We start from the raw sequence: 17022 nt of genomic DNA, 5'->3' as shown, positions 1-17022 counted from the left end.
GCTCGGATCTTCGCGGCTCGGTTGCACTCACACCGCTACCTCACTCCAGTAGATTAGATCAATGTTCTAATTTCCGAGGCTACAGTTAGGGTTGCCTTATGTCCAGAGTTAGGCGTGAGTATCGGACTGGTATGACGCGCGACGCAATCGTCACCGCGGCAGTCGATTTGACCCGCACCAACGGGCTCGACGGCTGGAGCCTGCGCGACCTCGCCGCCCACCTCGATACCTCACTGTCGGTGATCTACCACCACCTCGGCGATCGCGACCGAGTGACCGCGGCGGTGGCCGAGCGGGTCTGGACGATGATCGAGGTGCCACTGGACGAACCCGATTGGCGGCGTTGGCTCTACGGTGTGCTGGCACCCATGAACGATCACCTCCGGCAGTACCCCGGCGTGGCGGCGTGGTTCCTGCGCAACGGCCCTCAGCTCGAAGTACTGATGCCTGTCGTCGACGCCGGCGTATCCCGCCTGCTCGAGGCCGGCTTCGGCGATGAGGCCGCCCTTGCCTACGCCATGGCCTTCAACACCTGCATCGGACTGATCGCCACCGGCGAACGGTACGTCCGAGGCGACACCGACTCCAGCATGGCGAGCCTGGCCCGAATGCTCGACAGCACTCCCTCCGCCGGACCGGGCACCGCACACCTGCGACAGATGGTCGCGCAATATGCCGACGACGGCGAGTCGCGCGACCAGGCCCGCCGCATCCTCTACACCTACGCCCTCGAACGAACCCTCGACGGACTCGAAACCCGCCTACGGCAAGTCGCTGCCACGGAGCACTGAACGAGCATTCCGCAACGTCGAGCAGGGCGATCACGAGTGGATCGCGCCTCGCGCTTCATTTCATTGAAACCGCCGATCCATTGAAACCGCCGATCTGACTGGCAACAGCGTCAGAGCGGCCGGGGTGGTCGCGCAACGACGTCGCCGGCGTCAACGACTCGCTGACCGAGCGGTCACCGAGCTGCGACGTGTGCTCCACCGGCGCACTCATCGTCATCCATATCACGCCCGATCCACCAGCGTCGGCGGCTGCGCCGCGTCCACCGACGGACGCATGCGCCTCAACTCCGACGGCAAACCGTCACCCCTTCGTCGGAGCGGCCGGCTTCACCCATAGATCACCGCTGGCGCCACCGATCATGAAGACCGGGATACCAGCCTGCCGGAGCGGCACGTTCGGGATATCCGAGTGAGGGGCATGCGCTCGATCCTGTACACGGAATCGATGCCATCGGCGTAATCATCCGGCGGTCCGTGTGGTCGGCTGCAAATTTCACTACGCCCTTGATGAAACTCGTTTTCATCTGTAGTAGTGGAGAAGTGACTGCCTCGGAGTTCTACGCGCGCACCGCCGAACTCGTGGCTGTGTTGCTGCCGGAGACATGGCGTGAGTTGGGCCCGGCGCTCGGTGCGGCACTGGATCGCCTGGATACCGATTCGGGCCCGGTGGTCGATGTTGGGGCTGGTACCGGGGAGGGGGTGCGGGTGGTGGCGGCGACGCTGCCAGAGGCCGAGGTCCTGGCCATAGAGCCGGACCCGGCGCTACGTACTGCGCTACTCGCGGTCGTGGGGGCCGATCCGGATTTGCGGCAGCGGGTGAGCGTGCTGGACAACGATCTGGCCGGAGCGTCGCTGCCTGAGCAGCTCAGCGCGATACTACTGATGAACGTACTCGGGCACTTCTCTGCCGCGGAACGTCTCGCGGTGTGGGACTTGCTCGCTGCGCGGCTCGCCCCGACAGGGCGAGCGATGCTGACTTTGTACCCGCCCACGGTCCCACAGCATGTTCCGAGTACGCCGATGGCGGAGGCCAGGATCGGGCGCCGTCGCTATACCGGCAGCGCCACGGCAGAGCCGAGTGGACCGGACGCGGTGGACTGGGAGATGAGCTACCGGGTCATGGAGGCTGGTGCCACCGTTGCGGAGTTCACGGCACGGGACCGGTGGGTCGTGGTGACCGCCGAGCAGATCAGCGAGGAGCTACGTCCGCGCGGGTTGACGATCACCGAAACCGCCCCCGATCAGTTCCTTTACATGGTGACCCGATCGCCCACAACCAGCTGAGCAGGCGCGACCAAGCAGCCGACTCGGATTGCAGGAGTGGATCGGCGGAAAAGTCCCAGGCGCCTACGGGCCGCCCAACCTACGTTCGGGGTGTCCACCCGAGGCGATGAGTCCGGCCAGCGGGCCATGTCGATCGATGATGACCTCATCGGCACGCGCATGATTGCGGCACAACGAATGTGGGTCATCTGCGTAACGCGCTCCCGATGATCGAGGTAGCGCTGCGGCCCCGCACGAGCCCCTGCCGCTCAACCTGTAATCGTCTGGCGGTTCACCGCTCCGGGGAGCACAAACAGCACAGACGGCCTTCGCAACCCGCGAGCTGCCCGATCCGCCGGTAGCTCGGTGGCGAGCCTGACCACTGCGGCTTCTGTGCCGGCTGTTCCAGACGCATCCGCCGTGGATGCGTGGCTGCACCAGGGATCCGCGCTGCGACTGGACTGGTCTGCTTCGGTCCACCGAGTTCGGCGTTCCGACGGACCTCTGGTGTGAACCGAGGACAATGTGACAGTATGCCTTCAAATGAAGGTCGACTGTCAGATTGGAGGACGTGATGCGCACTATCGCGCTCGAGGAGCATTTCGCGACCCCGGCGTTCCTGTCCGGCCCAGGGCATGCGATGGCCGAGCAAGCGCGGGCGGCCGGGGGCGGCAGGATCATCGACATGTTGGGCGATCTCGGTGAGGGCCGGATCGCGGCGATGGATCAGGCCGGGATAGACGTGCAGGTGTTGTCGTTGACCGCACCCGGTGTCGAGCAGATGCCACCGCACGATGCCGTTCTGTTGGCCAGGGACACCAACGACCATCTGGCCGCGGCTGTTGATCGGCATCCCGATCGATTCGCCGCGTTCGCCACCGTGGCGACCGCCGCACCGGACAAGGCCGCCGAGGAGTTGGAACGTGTGGTGCGCGAACACGGGTTCAAGGGCGTGTTGATCAACGGTCACACTCAGGGCCGATATCTGGACGACGAGTTCTTCTGGCCGATCCTGGAACGGGCCGAAGCGTTGGGTGTGCCGATCTATCTGCACCCGACACCACCGCCACGGCAGGTGATCAAGGCATCCTATGTCGGAAACTACCCGGGCGAGGTCGCCGATATCCTCGCGACCAGTGCGTGGGGTTGGCATATCGAGACCGCGACCCATGTGCTTCGCATCGTGCTCAGTGGGGCCTTCGACCGCTATCCCGGATTGCAGTTCGTGGTCGGTCACATGGGCGAAGGGCTCTCCTTCATGATGCCGAGATTCGAGCAGATCATGTCCCACGTCGTGAAGCTGGAACGTCCTCTCGGCGCCTACTTCTCGGACAATCTGCACTACACCTTCGCAGCGTTCAACTGGACACCCACGTTCCTCAACCTGCTCCTGCAGGTCGGTGCCGACCGTATCCTGTTTGCGACTGATCATCCGTATGGCTCGATGGAGAACGCGCGGTCTTTCCTGGATCGGCTGCCCGTCAGCCGCTCCGACAGCGAGCGCATCGCGCACGGCAACGCCGAACGCCTGCTGGGGTTTTAACCGGTGAGCGGACTGAGGGAGCGAAAGAAAGCGCAGACCCGCCTCACGATTCAGCAGCACGCGTTGCGACTGTTTCGGGAGCAGGGGTACGAGAACACGACGGTCAAGCAGATCGCCGATGCCGCAGACGTCTCCGAAAGCACCTTCTTCCGCTACTTCCCCACCAAGGAAGAACTTGTGCTCTGGGACGACCTCGATCTGTCGTTCGCCGAGCGGTTTCGGGCTCAGCCGACCACGCTGGAGGCGTTCGAGGCGATGCGAACGGCCATGCGCGACACCTTCGCCGAGCTATCCACGGCGCAACGGCAACATCTACAGGAGCGAGTCGAGCTGATGATGTCCGTACCGCCGCTGCGCGCATCACTGCTGGACCAGCTCATCGGCGCAACCCGCGTGATGTCGGATCTGCTGGCCACGCGATCCGGCACCGACGCTGCGGATCCGGCAGTGCGCGCGGTTGTCGGCGCCATCGTCGGTGCGGGATTCTCGGCTGTCATCGCGGTCCAGGACAATTCCGGTGCCGACTTCACCGAACTACTCGATGAAACACTGAGCAACCTCGCTGCTGTCGTCCCAACCCGCGACTGATCAGTCTTCAGGATTTCAGGGCCAACCAGCAGCAACACAACCGGCCAGCCGATACGGCCCAACAAGACCACTCACCCGCCCGCCTGAATCGGTGACCCAACGGGGCGATAACCTGCGCGACTTCGTCCCATAACGCGACAGCGTGTGCTTCGGCCCCGACCATCATGATCACGGAAACATCCGCGTAGCGGACGATTCCTCACTCGGACTACTACGGCCCCTCCGCCCCACCGCGTGGCCATCGACAGACGACGCGTCGATCCGAACTACAGACCTCGGGAAGAGGGCGATACTCGGGAGCCTCGCGGTGGTTCCCACGTTCACTGCCAACCGCTCGAGGAGTGAGGTGCCCAGCTATACCCCTGCGATATCGCCACGGCTACGCCGCAGGCTTTCACCATGGCCTCCGGGGCCGACGACCTGAACCGACCCCCGAGTTCGCACAACACCGAAAGGTGTTGGTGCGCATCGCAGACCAGCCCGAATCCACCGGGTTTGGAGCTGGCGGGAGACCTGAGAGGCGGTAGAACCCTGTTCCTCGCGCACACCTTCTCCTCATGCTTGTCGGACCCGAACCATCGGGTGGTGCTGGTCCGCCCCGTCGTTGTCGGGGCTGCTTGCCACCCTCCCCGGCGTCTCCCGGTTCGAGTCGCCCCCAGCTTCGTTATGCTGCTGCGACTGCACAACGGTGCAGGTCTTTCACTTCCACTCGGTTACACAGCCCCTCGTGGCGCCCGCCTTACCAGTGGCCGGAGACGGCCCGATCAGCCGCTTCGGCGGATCGGCAGTGGCCAGAGGATGTATTCTTCCATTCAAATATTTGAATGGAGTGAGAATGCGGGTTCTGGTAGTTGGTGACGGCGCGCTTGGTCAGGTTTTCGGAATGCGGCTCGGGTTTGGTGGCGCGTCCGTGAGTTATCTGGTAAAGCCCGGACGGACTGGATGGGCCGACACGGGTCGCACGCTGTATCAGCTGCGCTGGCTCGGAAAACCGGTCACCCAGCAGCTGCGGCCCGAGGAGGTGCACGCTGAGATTCCGGACGGGACTTGGGATATGGTCTGGCTGTGCGTGTCCTCGACGGCGCTGCGCGGGTCGTGGTTGTCCGATCTGCGGAATGCGATCGGCGGCGCAACCGTGGTGAGCATCGGTCAGGATCTTCACGACCGCCGCGTACTGGAGGAATTCTGGCCTGCTGAGCAGATCGTGCAGGTCGTGCCGTCCCTGTTCGCCTATAGCGCGCCGTTGGCCGGTGAGGTTCCGGCACCGGGGATCGCGTATTGGGTGCCACTCGGCTCGACTCTGGAGGTACTCGGTGCCGGGGCCGACCGGACTCGATCCGAGGCGGTGACGACGGTTCTGAGGGCCGGTGGCCTGCGTGCCCGGCTTACCACTCGGGCCGGTGCCGGCGAGGGCATCGCTGCACTGACCGTGCCCTACATCGCGGCCCTGGAGGTGGCGAGCTGGTCGTTGCCTACTCTTCGCTCCGAGGTCGGTCCGGCGGCCGAAGCCAGCGCTGAAGCGTCGGCGATCGTGGCCGCGCAGACCGGAGTACGCCAGCGTCGCGCGTCGAAGTTGGTGGTGAAGATGGCGCTGCGGTTGTTGCCTGTCCTGGCCCCGTTCGACATGGCCCGGTACCTGGAAGCCCATTTCATCAAGGTGGCCGATCAGACCAGGCTGATGCTCGATGACTGGATCGCCGAGGGGGAGGCCCGTGCGTTGCCGGTGACCCGGCTGCGCGAGCTCCGGAGCAGCCTCCCGGCTCGGGCGACGATGTGACCGCCGCCGAGGACATCCTGGCCACATTCACCGAATGCCAGCCGCTGTTCACCGCACTCGGAGACGACCGACGCCAGGCGATCATCGCCCTGCTGCTGAAAGCTGGAGGGAAGTCCAGCGTGGGAGAGATCGCCGCGCAGCTTGCCCTCTCCCAACCAGCGGTCTCGCATCACCTGAAGATTCTGAGAGCAGCGCGACTGCTCACCGTCGAACGCCAAGGCACGCTTCGGCTGTACGCCCTGAATGGCGACCAACTCGTTGGCATCTTGGCCCCGCTGCGCGAGCTCGTAGACCAGATCACCTCCTGCTCAAACACGTGAGTGACTTTTTACGCTCGGCCGCTGCCGAACGCGCGATATGCGGCCTACGAGCGGGTATTCGCCTGGTGTTTGTCGCGTGTCAGCGCCGTCCCCGGAAGGTGCGGCGTAGGTCACCGGTCCATCGGTCGGGGATTTCCCAGGGAATGAAGTGGCCTCCGTGGTCGTGGACGGTGAGGTTGACGTGGTTGTACCACTGGGCGCGGTCGCCGTCGCGGAAGTGTTCGACGCGTTGGGCGGTGCTGATGCCGGGTGGGTTCTCGTAGCCGACGAACGTGATGCCGGTGGGGGCCTGCACGACCGGAAGGCGGTCGTGGGAAGGCGTCCAGGGATAGCGGTTGTGGTTCGCGTAGAGGCGTATCGAGGTGCCGATGGTGTTGGTGGCCCAGTAGATCGTGGCGTGCGTGAGGAGATCATCTCTGCTGAACACGGTTTCGATGTCGCCGCCGTTGTCGCTCCATTTGTACCAACGTTCCAGGATCCATGCCAGCATGCCCGCCGGGGAATCGGTCAGGGCGTGGGCGAGGGTGCTGGGGGCGAGGAGGTGTGCGGCCAAGTGGACGGCGAAACGCTTGTCCAGCTCCACGATTCGTGCGCGTACTTCGACGGGCAGGCCGTCGGGAATGGGCATTCCGCCGCTGAAGTCCCAGGCACGATCGCCGTTGAACAGGGTGAGTTTCAGTCCGGATCCGATGTGGATGGCATACAACTCATCGGCGTATTTGTGGCCGAGCTGGGCGGTGACCAGCGCGCCCACGTCGCAGCCTGCGGCACCGTATTTCTCGTAGCCCAGCACATCGGTCATGAGCGTGTGCCAGAGGTCGGCGACCTTCCAGAAGTTCACATCCGGGCGGTTCGCCAGCGGGCTGGAGAACCCGAAGCCGGGAAACGAGGGCATGATCACGTCGAACGCCTCGGCCGGATCACTACCGTGCGCCCCCGGGTCCGCCAGCAAGTCGGCGACCTTGGACCAGTGCCAGAACGTCCAGGGCCAGCCATGTGTCAGAATCAGCGGCGTCGGATCCGGCCCGACGCCGGGCCTGCGCATGAAATGTACTGGCACACGGTCGATTTCGACCTTGAAATGCTGGTAGGTGTTGATCTCGGCTTCGGCTGCGCGCCAGTCGTATCCGCTGCGCCAGTAGTCCACGAGTTCCTGGAGATAGCCGCGAGGCACGCCGTAATACCAGTCTTCATTGCCGACATCGTCGGGCAGGCGGGTCAGATCCAGGCGCTGCCGGAGATCGGTGAGCACGCTGTCGGGGACGTGAATCTTCGTCGGCGTCAAGGGGAACGGTCGGGCATCGTGGGTTCCGTCGCTCATCTGGCCTCCTGAGCTGTTTTGAGTTCAATTTACATAAGTAGCTTATTTAAGCAATTTTTATAAGTCCAAGATATAGTTGCTCGAGTGGACGACATCGACGATTTCGACGTGGACGCCTTCGCCGCGGTGATCGAGGACTTCATCCGCGTCTACATCCGTATCCCGGTACAGGAGAAGCTGCCGTTCACCACACTGTCGGTGCTCGACACCCTCGCTCACCGGGGCCCCGCGCGGCTGACCGATCTGACCGAGACCGAGCAGCTGACCCAGCCGGGCATCACTCAACTCATCTCGCGCTTGGAGCGCGACGGGCTGGTGCTGCGCCGCGGTGACCCTGGCGATGGACGGGCCGTGATCGTGCACCTCACCGAGGCGGGCCGGCAGGTGCGGCAAACCCGCCACGACGACCGGGTCCGGTACCTGGTTCCGATGGTCTCCGAGTTGAGCCCCGCACACCGTCGGGCACTCGCCGCCGCGCTGCCCGCCGTCGCCCGGCTCACCCAGCTGGAGCGAGAGCGCTGACACGCAGGATCTACCCGGCGACCTACTGCTCCCCATCGCTCGAAGACAAGGTTCCGGCGCCGAACACCGCAGTCAGCGGCAGCTGCTGGTGGTAGTCGATCAGTGCCAGGTTCGCCCGGCCGCAGCGTCTCCTCCCGCACGTACCATTCTGACGTCCAGCCCAGGATGTCGTAGGAGATCCCGCAGGCCTCGGCCATCCGGGTCAACGCCAGATTCGTCGAGTACGCCAGCAGCACGGTGATCAGGTCGTGTTTGAGTTCCAGTGTGCGGGTTTGCTTTCCGGTGGGTAGATGGGTGGGTTCGTATGCTTCCGGCGCCGGCGCGGACATCACCGGCCGTTCTCACGGAACGGCCCCGGCCGCAGCGGCCCTTCTCTTCAACCCAAGTGACGCAGCAACCGCAGTGACCGGCCGCTCACGACGCCGCACTGCCGGGGGTGCCCGGTCCTGGGTGATTTCCCGCCGCTTTTACCGCTGCCGGACTTCGCCGCGCTCGACTGAGTACGGGAGGCGAATCCGGACTCGCCATGTCGCTTTCAGGCAGTGGCACTTCGTGTCAGTTGTGTCAGTTGCGGTGGGGTTGCAGGGCTGTGGCGAGGTCCGGATGGGGATTGGTCAGCCACCGCGCCTGCGCTGGCCGGCCTGTCCATGGCCGTGACAAAGTCCCCGCTGGTGGCTGGTTGTAGGTCGCCGCTGGCGGCCAGGTAGAAGTCCCCATTCCTCTTGCTCGTCGTGTCATGCCCGGAGCTCATGGCCTGGGCGGTGACGGTGATAGCGCCAACTGTCATTCCGTCACTGCCCAGGGAGTTCCATTGAAGTCTGCGAGGGAGCGAATGGACATCATTTCCGCCTATCGAGAGGTCGGAACCTATCGGGGGGCCGCCGAGCTGTGCGGCACCACGCACAAGACGGTGAAACGGGTCGTCGAGCGTGTCGAGGCCGGCGGCCGGCCGCCGGAGCGGGCACCGCGGTCCCGAAATTACGACTCGGTGCAGGATCTGGTCGCCGAACGGGTCGCCAAGTCGAAGGGCCGGATCTCGGCCAAGCGGCTGTTACCGGCCGCTCGCGCTGCCGGTTACGAGGGGTCGCCACGGAATTTCCGGCGCCTGGTGTCGGAGCAGAAAGCGTTGTGGCGCAAGGATAATCATCGGGGTCGTCGTCCGGCGGTGTGGTCGGCGGGTGAGTATCTGGTGATCGATTGGGCCGAGGCCGCGCCTGGGTTGCAGCTGTTTTGTGCGGTGCTGGCGTTCTCGCGGTGGCGGTTCACCGCGTTCGCCACCGACCAGAAACAGTCGACCACCCTGGCCATGCTCGCCGAAGCGTTCACCGCGATCGGCGGCGTCCCCGCCCGGGTGCTCGCCGACCGGATGGGCTGCCTGAAGGGCGGGGTGGTCGCGAACGTGGTCGTCCCGACACCCGAATACGTTCGGTTCGCAACACATTACGGTTTTCGTCCCGACTGGTGTCACGGCAGCGATCCGCAGTCCAAGGGCATCGTGGAGAACCTGTGTGGCTATGCCCAGCGGGATCTGGCGGTCCCGCTGCTGACCGAGGCCGCGATGACCGGGACGGCCGTGAGCCTGCGCGAGGCCAACGCGGCGGCGAGGACCTGGTGCGCGGAGGTGAACTCGCTGGTGCATTCGGAGATCTGTGCCGTCCCCGACGAACGCCTGGTCGTCGAGCGGGAGTTGTTGCGGGGATTGCCGTCGCTGCGGCTCGAGGTCGGTGCACCGGCGGTGACGCGCACGGTCGACCGGCTCTCGTGTGTGCGTTACGGGTCGGCCCGCTACTCGGTGCCGACCCGCCTGATCGGTGAGAAAGTGCAGATCGTCCTCGACTGCGGCGCGCTGCTGGTGCTCGAACCGGCGACCGGGGTGATCGTGGCCGAGCACGAACTCGTCGCTCCCGGTGACGCGTCGATCCTCGATGACCACTACGACGGGCCCCGGCCCGCGCCCAACCGCGGGCCGCGTCCGAAAACCACTGCAGAACAGCAGTTCTGCGCCCTCGGGCCGGACGCGGAAGCGTTCCTGGTCGGCGCGGCCGCGATCGGCAACACCCGCCTCGGCGCCGAGTTGGAGATCCTGCTCGCGCTCGGCGCCGCCCACGGCGAAGCCGCGCTGGTCGCGGCGTTGCGGCGGGCGGTCGCGTTCGGGCGGTTCCGCGCCGCCGACGTCCGCTCCATCCTCGCCGCTGGCACCGGCACCCCGCAGCCGCGGGGGGCCGGTGACGCGCTGGTGCTGGACCTGCCCACCGCACCGATCCGGTCCCTGGATGCCTACAAGATCACTCGTGACGGGAGCGCCTCGTGACCACAGCTCGATCGAAAATCGTCGCTCCCAAGCCGATTCCGGAACTCGCCGCCGATCTCGACGCTGGGCTGCGGCGGTTGAAGCTGGCCACGGTCCGGCGCACCGCGCCGGAGGTGCTGGCGGTCGCGAAAACCCAGCGCTGGACACCGGAAGAGGTGCTGCGGACTCTGATCGAGGCCGAGTTGGCTGCCCGCGACGCCTCCAACGCGGCCAACCGGCTCAAGGCCGCCGCGTTCCCGGTGACCAAGACTCTCGACAGCTTCGACGTGTCGGCGTCGTCGATCCCGCAAGCCACCTTCGACTACCTGTCGAGTCTGGAATGGGTTCGCGCGCAACACAATCTCGCGATTATCGGTCCACCGGGGACAGGCAAGAGCCACACCCTGATCGGGCTCGGCCACGCTGCGGTCACCGCCGGCCACAAGGTCCGCTACTTCACCGCCGCCGATGTAGTCGACACCCTCTACCGCGGCCTGGCAGACAACACCGTCGGCCGAATCATCGACACCCTGCTGCGCGCGGACCTCGTGATCCTCGACGAGATCGGGTTCGCGCCACTGGACGACACCGGCACCCAGCTGCTGTTCCGGCTGGTCGCAGCCGCCTACGAACGCCGCTCGCTGGCCGTCGCGTCGCACTGGCCGTTCGAGCAATGGGGCCGGTTCCTGCCCGAACACACCACCGCCGCCAGCATCCTCGACCGGCTCCTGCACCACGCCACCGTCGTCATCACCGACGGCGACTCCTACCGCATGAAACACCGCAACAAACGAGGTGACCGCCCCTGAACTAACCACCCCACCCCCAGCAAAGGGGTGGGGACTTCAACCCCGGCCACCAGCGGCGACCTGAAAGTGGCCATTGACACGGCCAGTCACAATACTGGCCAGTCTGGTTCCAATTCAGGCCGTCCGGACACCTGTGAACGGTCGGGACGTTGTTCGAGCACTGAACGTACTTTGTCACGTCCCCGGGGAAAGGGAAGAGTCCGTCGGGCTGGGGACAGCTGAAGGTCGCGACGTCGAGTTCGGGGCCTTCCGCGAGGGCGGAGGACGAGCCGGCGAGCGTGAGGCCGGAACCGAGCAGCGCGACGGCGGGTAAAGCCAGAATGCGGGTGAGTCGCACTGTTGTCTCCTTCGGGTGAGCGTCAGGGCCGCTCGCATCATGGCATGGGCTGGGAGGACGCACGCGTGGACGCGCCGACCTCGTCACAACCCCGCACGCATCGCCGAAAGCACGCCAGAACGCACAACGAATGCTGGGCCCGAGGTACACACCCACCATCCCTACAACCCGCACATGAAGGACGCCATCATCCCGACAACTCGCCACTTCACAATGAGAAACGTTGACCACCAAGAACTCCGCGAGGTGGGCGATCAACGCTCGTAGTGTGCGGGAGCAGATAGCTGATCCGGCGCCACCACGCAGTCAGCGCTCGTTCGTCGCACCCTTTGCGACCTGCGCCACCAGCTCCCTCCGCCACGCAGTACGCGGGCATCCTCGGATTAGCAACGGTAGGGAATGTGGCGGGGATTTCAGGAGGGTCAACACGGCGACTTCTAAGGTCGGCGAAATCGCGTAGAATGCGAGCAGGTCGGGACAGTATCTGGAGCCCCATCATGACCGAAAGAAAGAATTCACGCACGAAGTTCGCCCGGTTGGCGGCTGCCACCGGTATAGCCGCGGTTGCTGCGATTCCGGTCGTCGCGGCCGCGGCGCAAGCGCCTACCGCGCACGCAACGACACCCACGTCTGCAACCCAACTCGTCGACAACCCTGGTTGGGGTGGCGGCGGCCCTGGTTGGGGTAGCGGCCCCGGCTGGGGATGGAATTCCGGCTGGTGGAATTGGTGGAACCCACCCGGCTGGGGTGGCTGGGGTAGCTTCTAGCGCTGGTGACCGAGCCCGGACACGCACAGCGTGCCGGGCTCGGTTGCATCGAGTGCAAATCATGTGAAGCCAGGTTCGACCAACCGGGGTGGAGCTGGTGACGAGATGAAGATTGTGTGTATCGGTGGCGGGCCGGCGGGCTTGTACTTCGCTATTTCGATGAAGCGGCGCGACCCGGCCCATGACATTACGGTGATCGACCGCGATCCCCCAGGGTCCACCTATGGCTGGGGCGTCGTGTACTGGGACGACCTGCTCGACATTCTGTATCGGAATGACCCCGACAGTGCCCAGGCGGTGCGTGCCGGGTCGGTTCTATGGCGCGAACAGGCAATCCATGTGCGCGACGACCAGACCGCGCATTTCGGGGGCTACGGGTTCAGCATGGGGCGCGCGGCATTGCTCGACGTACTTTCCCGACGGGCGAGCGACCTGGGCGTCGATGTCCAGCACGGGCGAGAGGTCCACGATCTGTCCGGCTTCGACGACACCGATCTCATCGTCGCCTCCGACGGCGCCAACAGCCGGCTACGGCAGCTGGGTAATCATCGTTTCGGCACGTCCGTCACATTGGGCGAGAATCGATATATCTGGCTCGGTACGGACAAGGTTTTCACCCGATTTACCTTCGCCTTCGAACACACCTCGGCCGGTTGGATCTGGTTCCATTCCTACCCGTCGGTTGCCGAAAAAATCAGCACCTGCATCGTTGAGTGCCAACCGCAGACTTGGCATGGACTGGGATTCGATTCCCTGGACAACCTGGAGAACTTGCGGGTTCTGGAAAACATATTCACACGCCTTCTCGACGGTCACTCGTTGATCAGCAAGACACGAGGCGAGTTCGCAAGGTGGAGCCGCTTTCCCGAGGTAACAAACAAGACCTGGTATCACGACAACGTGGTGCTGCTCGGCGATGCAGCGCACACGACGCACTTCACCATCGGTTCGGGCACCCGGTTGGCAATCGTCGACGCCGTCGTGCTCGCACAGAACCTGTACGAGCATGCCGAGGTCGCCGACGCGCTGGAGAACTACGATGCGCAGCGGCGCGCTGCGCTGCGCCCGGTACAGGCCGCCGCCCGTACCAGCATGATCTGGTTCGAACACGCCGACCGGTATCTCGACCGCAGCGCCGTGCAGTTCGCCTATGCGATGGCGGCCCGGCACGGGCTACAAATGCCGTGGCAATATCAGCTACACCTGCTCACACAGGTACCCACTGTGCGCAAGATCCGGGGTGCCATCGACTCCGGACAGCGGTGGTGGCGGGCTGCCCGACGGGGGGAACTCGCGATGGCGCTGCCGCCGGTGCGCCGGTAAAGAAATTCGGCCGACTTCATCCCGCTGCCGGGCCGGTGCAGCATCCCCTCCAGGGCGACGAAGACATACCCGTACTCGTCGAGGTATCCCGAGTCGCCCTGCTGGCGCCTCGACTCCCCCGCCATCGACGATCTGCACCTGGAAGCCTGGTACCGGCACGGTAGGCGCGCCGGCCTTGACGGGCATCGGGTCCAGGCCACGCAGATTCGCCGCAATGGCCCAGCCGGTTTCGGGCTGCCACCAGTGATCGATGACGGGAACGCCCAGGGGCGCGGTCGCCCATTCATAGGTATCGGGATCCAATCGCTCACCGGCGGCGAACAGCGACCGCAGCGACGAGGCGTTGTACTCCGCGAGCAGCTCAGCGTTCGGATCGGCCTTGCGAATCGCTCGAATGGCGGTCGGTGCGGTGAACATCGACCGCACGCCGTAGTCGCTGATCAAGCGCCAGAACGCCCTGGAATCGGGAGTGCCGACGGGCTTGCCCTCGTACAGGATGCTCGTCGCTCCGGCGAGCAGTGGGCCGTAGACGATGTATGAATGCTCGACGAACCAGCCGACGTCGCTGGCTGTCCACCAGACGTCACCCGCACCGATGTCGTAGATGTTAGTAGACCGAGCCGTCGATGTGGACTCACTCGAACCGGCAGCCGGCCCTTCTCGATGGTCCGCCGCCTCGTGGTCCGCTGGCGGCGTGCCCCACGCCGCACCACAGGGCTCCTCGCTGGCTGGAAGGCTCACTTGCCATCCTGCGGCACTGCGTTTATATTATAGTCATAATCCAATCTGCTCGGGAGTCCTGGATGGCAACAGCTCGGCAGGTGACGCTTCTGATGGATGCGTCCTCAGGCATCAGGAAAGGAGTGCCCTAGCGCTGGCCGACGTAGGTTTCGAAGTGGTCGGAACCCGCTGGCACGCAGCGGGGGGTCGTGTGATGTTTCTTGATCTCGACGCCGTCGTCGCCGAGCAGATCGTCGCGACAGCCATCGACCGGAAACCGAAGCCTCAGTACACCGCGGGCTCAATCGCCCGACGTGTTAGAGCGCTGCGCCGCATCGCCCGGACCTTCGACCAGTAGATCCGCAAGCTCAACCGGCTGACCAGCTGACGACCGCCGGGAGGTTTACGTCGTCCAGGACCGAACGCCTACATCATCCGTCGCACTCGGATCGATCAGCATGCTTTCCCAACTCACCAGGAGCCTTCCATGGACCTCGCCACCAGCACTGTCCTTGTCACCGGAGCCAACCGGGGCTTCGGCCGAGCGCTCGCCGTCGAGCTGCTCAGTCGCGGCGCCACGGTCTACGCCGGGGCCCGCAATCCCGACCAGGTCGACCTGCCGGGCGCCGAGCCGATCACGCTCGATATTACCGACCCCGCCTCCGTCGCGGCCGCAGTCAAGGCCACTGGCGACGTGACGATCCTGATCAACAACGCCGGCTCACCGCCTGGCGCCGACCTGCTCACGGGCGACCTGAATGACATCCGCCTGGAGATGGACACTCACTTCTTCGGCACCCTCTCGGTGATCCGCGGCTTCGCCCCCCAGATTGCGGCCAACGGCGGCGGTGCGATCCTGAACATCCTGTCTGGCCTATCCTGGGTCAGCTTCCCGGAGGTCGGCGCCTACTGCGCCGCCAAGTCCGCGGAGTGGTCACTCACCAACGCCGTGCGTCTGCAGCTCGCCGACCAGGGCATCCGGGCGGCCGGCCTGCACGTCGGCTACATGGACACCGACATGGTCCGGACCGTTACCGAGGCCAAGTCGGACCCTGCGGACATCGCCCGGATCGCCGTCGACGGCATCGCGACCGGCGCCTACGAGATCCTCGCGGACAACGCCTCCCGCCAAGTGCAGACCGCACTGGCCGCAGGCGTCACGGCGCTCTACCCACAGCTGCCCTGAATGGCAGTCGCTCAAGGGGTCCGCACCAAAGCTCATGGATGCCGGTGCTCGACTGCCCAACACACACCATCAACGCCGGATACTTCTCGGTTTACATGGTGTATTGGGTGACGTACCGTCACGCGACGATGTACACCGATCGGTATACATCGGGGTCAATGGTGCACCGATCATCGGGCCCGAGCAGCCTCACCAATAGACGTTCGACGACGAGAGAAGAGAACACATGCCTTCCGTATTGATTACCGGCGCCAGTAGGGGGATCGGTCTGGCGATCACCGAGCACATGAGCGGACGAGGGTGGGAGGTGTATGCCACTGCTCGATCCGATGCCGCCCTGGAAAGTCTCGATCGCTTACCCAATGTGCACGCGATTTTTCTCGACATCACCGACAGGTCCGCCATCGCTGCGCTTCCCGATCGACTCCCCGCTGAACTGAACGGCGTTGTCAACAACGCCGGCATCATCGTGAACGGACCGGTGGAGGGATTGGCCCTCGATGAGTTGTCACGGCAACTCGACGTCAACGTGACGGCCCAGGTCGGAGTGACGCAGGCGGTGCTGCCGAAAATACGTGAAGCACGTGGACGGGTGGTTTTCATGTCATCGGTCAGTGGGTTGATCACAACGCCGGGGACCGGCGCCTACAGCGCATCGAAGTATGCAGTCGAGTCCTTGGCCGATGCACTCCGGATGGAGCTGCGCCCATGGCGGATCCCCGTCTCGCTCATCGAGCCCGGGCCCACCCGTACCGACATGTGGGGGAGCATGCTCGACGACCACGACCGCATGACCGCGCAACTGACCGACGAGCATCGCGAACTGTACGCATCACACCTTGCCGGGACCAGGAAGCTGTTGGGCCGCATGCAAAAGCTCGCGGGCGATCCCCAGAAGGTCGTGAAGGCCGTCGACCACGCACTGACATCGAAGCGCCCGAAGCGTCGATACCTGTGCGACAACACCAGTCGGGCGCAGAAGTACCTTGTCGCGATCACTCCTACGGCCGTCAACGACGCGGTCCTATCAGCGGCCACCACGTCGAAGTGAGTCCTCGATCAAGCCCACGGCGGTCGGGGCCGGGGCGAGCCGGTGTGCGGGTAGCGCGACGAGTTCGGCACAGGTGCCGCGGCCGGGGCGATCTGCGCCGACATCGCGATCACCCGGTCACCTGGCCGCCACCGTGAATCATTGCTGGTCACCACGGTGCCAGCCAGATCTCCGCCGAGCGTGGCGGGCAGTGTCCCGACATCCCAGACGCGGGTCTTCCAGTCCGGGTTGAGACTCCTCGCGGCGGTTCGCACGAGCACCCGCCCCACGCCTGGCCACGACCGCGCCACCGACCACCGATCTCGTCGCCGCGCCCAGGTTGAAGGCACCGACGTTGACCGATACGGCCAACGTCGGTGCCTTCAGCCTGGGCATGCTTAAGGATCAGACCCTGCAACGGCGATCGTCGCCGTC

General features: G+C 64.9%; 17 protein-coding genes and 2 pseudogenes. 14 read left to right on the top strand and 5 right to left on the bottom strand.

Going from position 1 to position 17022, the window contains the following annotated elements:
- The first annotated feature begins 131 nt into the window (after nucleotides 1–131).
- The 6 genes from OH799_RS05790 (at nucleotide 132) to OH799_RS05765 (ending at nucleotide 6282) form a co-directional block, all read left to right on the top strand.
- Entirely contained in the window at nucleotides 132–791 is a 660-nt protein-coding gene (locus tag OH799_RS05790; RefSeq protein WP_406276477.1) for a TetR/AcrR family transcriptional regulator, read from the top strand.
- Nucleotides 792–1331: 540 nt separating this feature from the next.
- Complete coding sequence (locus OH799_RS05785; protein WP_406276475.1) at nucleotides 1332–2075, top strand: class I SAM-dependent methyltransferase; 744 nt, start codon at nucleotides 1332–1334, stop codon at nucleotides 2073–2075.
- A gap of 553 nt (nucleotides 2076–2628) precedes the next feature.
- The gene (locus tag OH799_RS05780) at nucleotides 2629–3597 is read left to right on the top strand and encodes an amidohydrolase family protein (protein ID WP_406276473.1); all 969 of its coding nucleotides are present in this window, start codon (nucleotides 2629–2631) and stop codon (nucleotides 3595–3597) included.
- 3 nt (nucleotides 3598–3600) lie between these two features.
- Nucleotides 3601–4185, top strand: coding sequence for a TetR family transcriptional regulator (locus tag OH799_RS05775; protein WP_406276471.1), 585 nt, complete (start codon nucleotides 3601–3603; stop codon nucleotides 4183–4185).
- 910 nt (nucleotides 4186–5095) lie between these two features.
- Nucleotides 5096–5962 (top strand): hypothetical protein, encoded by an 867-nt coding sequence (locus tag OH799_RS05770; RefSeq protein ID WP_406276469.1) that lies wholly within the window; start codon nucleotides 5096–5098, stop codon nucleotides 5960–5962.
- Nucleotides 5959–6282, top strand: coding sequence for an ArsR/SmtB family transcription factor (locus OH799_RS05765; RefSeq protein WP_406276467.1), 324 nt, complete (start codon nucleotides 5959–5961; stop codon nucleotides 6280–6282). The genes OH799_RS05770 and OH799_RS05765 overlap by 4 nt, the downstream gene beginning before the upstream one ends.
- A 79-nt stretch (nucleotides 6283–6361) precedes the next feature.
- Here OH799_RS05765 and OH799_RS05760 read toward each other — a convergent pair whose 3' ends face one another.
- On the bottom strand, nucleotides 6362–7603 hold the full coding sequence (locus OH799_RS05760; RefSeq protein WP_406276465.1) for an epoxide hydrolase family protein: 1242 nt from the start codon (nucleotides 7601–7603) through the stop codon (nucleotides 6362–6364).
- Nucleotides 7604–7687: 84 nt separating this feature from the next.
- On the opposite strand from OH799_RS05760, the gene OH799_RS05755 reads away from it, so the two are divergent.
- Nucleotides 7688–8125, top strand: coding sequence for a MarR family winged helix-turn-helix transcriptional regulator (locus OH799_RS05755; protein WP_406276463.1), 438 nt, complete (start codon nucleotides 7688–7690; stop codon nucleotides 8123–8125).
- Between the two features lie 25 nt (nucleotides 8126–8150).
- Here OH799_RS05755 and OH799_RS05750 read toward each other — a convergent pair.
- Nucleotides 8151–8406 (bottom strand): annotated as a pseudogene (locus OH799_RS05750) (Tn3 family transposase); the annotation flags it as partial.
- A gap of 530 nt (nucleotides 8407–8936) precedes the next feature.
- Here OH799_RS05750 and istA point away from each other — a divergent pair.
- Both istA and istB read left to right on the top strand, forming a co-directional pair.
- Entirely contained in the window at nucleotides 8937–10436 is a 1500-nt protein-coding gene (gene istA / locus OH799_RS05745; RefSeq protein WP_406265554.1) for an IS21 family transposase, read from the top strand.
- Nucleotides 10433–11224, top strand: a complete 792-nt coding sequence (gene istB, locus OH799_RS05740) for an IS21-like element helper ATPase IstB (protein ID WP_406265551.1) — start codon at nucleotides 10433–10435, stop codon at nucleotides 11222–11224. The genes istA and istB overlap by 4 nt, the downstream gene beginning before the upstream one ends.
- Before the next feature lies 1 nt (nucleotide 11225).
- On the opposite strand, the gene OH799_RS05735 is transcribed toward istB, so the two are convergent.
- Entirely contained in the window at nucleotides 11226–11720 is a 495-nt protein-coding gene (locus OH799_RS05735) for a carbohydrate-binding module family 14 protein (RefSeq protein ID WP_406281847.1), read from the bottom strand.
- Nucleotides 11721–12058: 338 nt separating this feature from the next.
- Here OH799_RS05735 and OH799_RS05730 point away from each other — a divergent pair, with 338 nt between their 5' ends.
- Both OH799_RS05730 and OH799_RS05725 read left to right on the top strand, forming a co-directional pair.
- On the top strand, nucleotides 12059–12328 hold the full coding sequence (locus OH799_RS05730; protein WP_406276461.1) for a hypothetical protein: 270 nt from the start codon (nucleotides 12059–12061) through the stop codon (nucleotides 12326–12328).
- A gap of 105 nt (nucleotides 12329–12433) precedes the next feature.
- Nucleotides 12434–13651: an FAD-dependent monooxygenase gene (locus tag OH799_RS05725; RefSeq protein ID WP_406276459.1), complete on the top strand. Its 1218-nt coding sequence runs from the start codon at nucleotides 12434–12436 to the stop codon at nucleotides 13649–13651.
- An 87-nt stretch (nucleotides 13652–13738) separates the two neighbouring features.
- On the opposite strand, the pseudogene OH799_RS05720 reads toward OH799_RS05725, so the two are convergent.
- Nucleotides 13739–14260, bottom strand: a pseudogene (locus tag OH799_RS05720) (AMP-binding protein); the annotation flags it as partial.
- Nucleotides 14261–14585: 325 nt separating this feature from the next.
- Here OH799_RS05720 and OH799_RS05715 point away from each other — a divergent pair.
- From OH799_RS05715 to OH799_RS05705, 3 genes are all read left to right on the top strand, one after another.
- A complete protein-coding gene (locus OH799_RS05715) occupies nucleotides 14586–14729 on the top strand; it encodes a hypothetical protein (protein WP_406276457.1) in 144 nt (47 codons plus the stop codon).
- Between the two features lie 129 nt (nucleotides 14730–14858).
- On the top strand, nucleotides 14859–15557 hold the full coding sequence (locus tag OH799_RS05710; RefSeq protein ID WP_406276455.1) for an SDR family oxidoreductase: 699 nt from the start codon (nucleotides 14859–14861) through the stop codon (nucleotides 15555–15557).
- 226 nt (nucleotides 15558–15783) lie between these two features.
- Nucleotides 15784–16608, top strand: a complete 825-nt coding sequence (locus OH799_RS05705) for an SDR family oxidoreductase (RefSeq protein WP_406276453.1) — start codon at nucleotides 15784–15786, stop codon at nucleotides 16606–16608.
- Between the two features lie 8 nt (nucleotides 16609–16616).
- On the opposite strand, the gene OH799_RS05700 is transcribed toward OH799_RS05705, so the two are convergent.
- Nucleotides 16617–16868 (bottom strand): alcohol dehydrogenase catalytic domain-containing protein, encoded by a 252-nt coding sequence (locus OH799_RS05700; RefSeq protein ID WP_406276451.1) that lies wholly within the window; start codon nucleotides 16866–16868, stop codon nucleotides 16617–16619.
- Nucleotides 16869–17022: the final 154 nt, after the last annotated feature.

Origin of the sequence: Nocardia sp. NBC_00881 (genome assembly GCF_045207455.1) — a bacterium.
Taxonomy (GTDB): domain Bacteria; phylum Actinomycetota; class Actinomycetes; order Mycobacteriales; family Mycobacteriaceae; genus Nocardia.
The sequence above is the reverse complement of the archived record's forward strand: the minus strand, read 5'-3'. Positions and strand labels throughout refer to the sequence as shown.

What these genes read in the sequence shown, in the direction of transcription:
- OH799_RS05790 (WP_406276477.1), top strand. Translation starts at nt 132, where the DNA reads ATGACGCGCGACGCAATCGTCACCGCGGCAGTCGATTTGACCCGCACC.
- OH799_RS05780 (WP_406276473.1), top strand. Translation starts at nt 2,629, where the DNA reads ATGCGCACTATCGCGCTCGAGGAGCATTTCGCGACCCCGGCGTTCCTG.
- OH799_RS05760 (WP_406276465.1), bottom strand. Translation starts at nt 7,603, where the DNA reads ATGAGCGACGGAACCCACGATGCCCGACCGTTCCCCTTGACGCCGACG.
- OH799_RS05735 (WP_406281847.1), bottom strand. Translation starts at nt 11,720, where the DNA reads ATGGTGGGTGTGTACCTCGGGCCCAGCATTCGTTGTGCGTTCTGGCGT.
- OH799_RS05730 (WP_406276461.1), top strand. Translation starts at nt 12,059, where the DNA reads ATGACCGAAAGAAAGAATTCACGCACGAAGTTCGCCCGGTTGGCGGCT.
- OH799_RS05725 (WP_406276459.1), top strand. Translation starts at nt 12,434, where the DNA reads ATGAAGATTGTGTGTATCGGTGGCGGGCCGGCGGGCTTGTACTTCGCT.
- OH799_RS05715 (WP_406276457.1), top strand. Translation starts at nt 14,586, where the DNA reads ATGTTTCTTGATCTCGACGCCGTCGTCGCCGAGCAGATCGTCGCGACA.
- OH799_RS05710 (WP_406276455.1), top strand. Translation starts at nt 14,859, where the DNA reads ATGGACCTCGCCACCAGCACTGTCCTTGTCACCGGAGCCAACCGGGGC.
- OH799_RS05705 (WP_406276453.1), top strand. Translation starts at nt 15,784, where the DNA reads ATGCCTTCCGTATTGATTACCGGCGCCAGTAGGGGGATCGGTCTGGCG.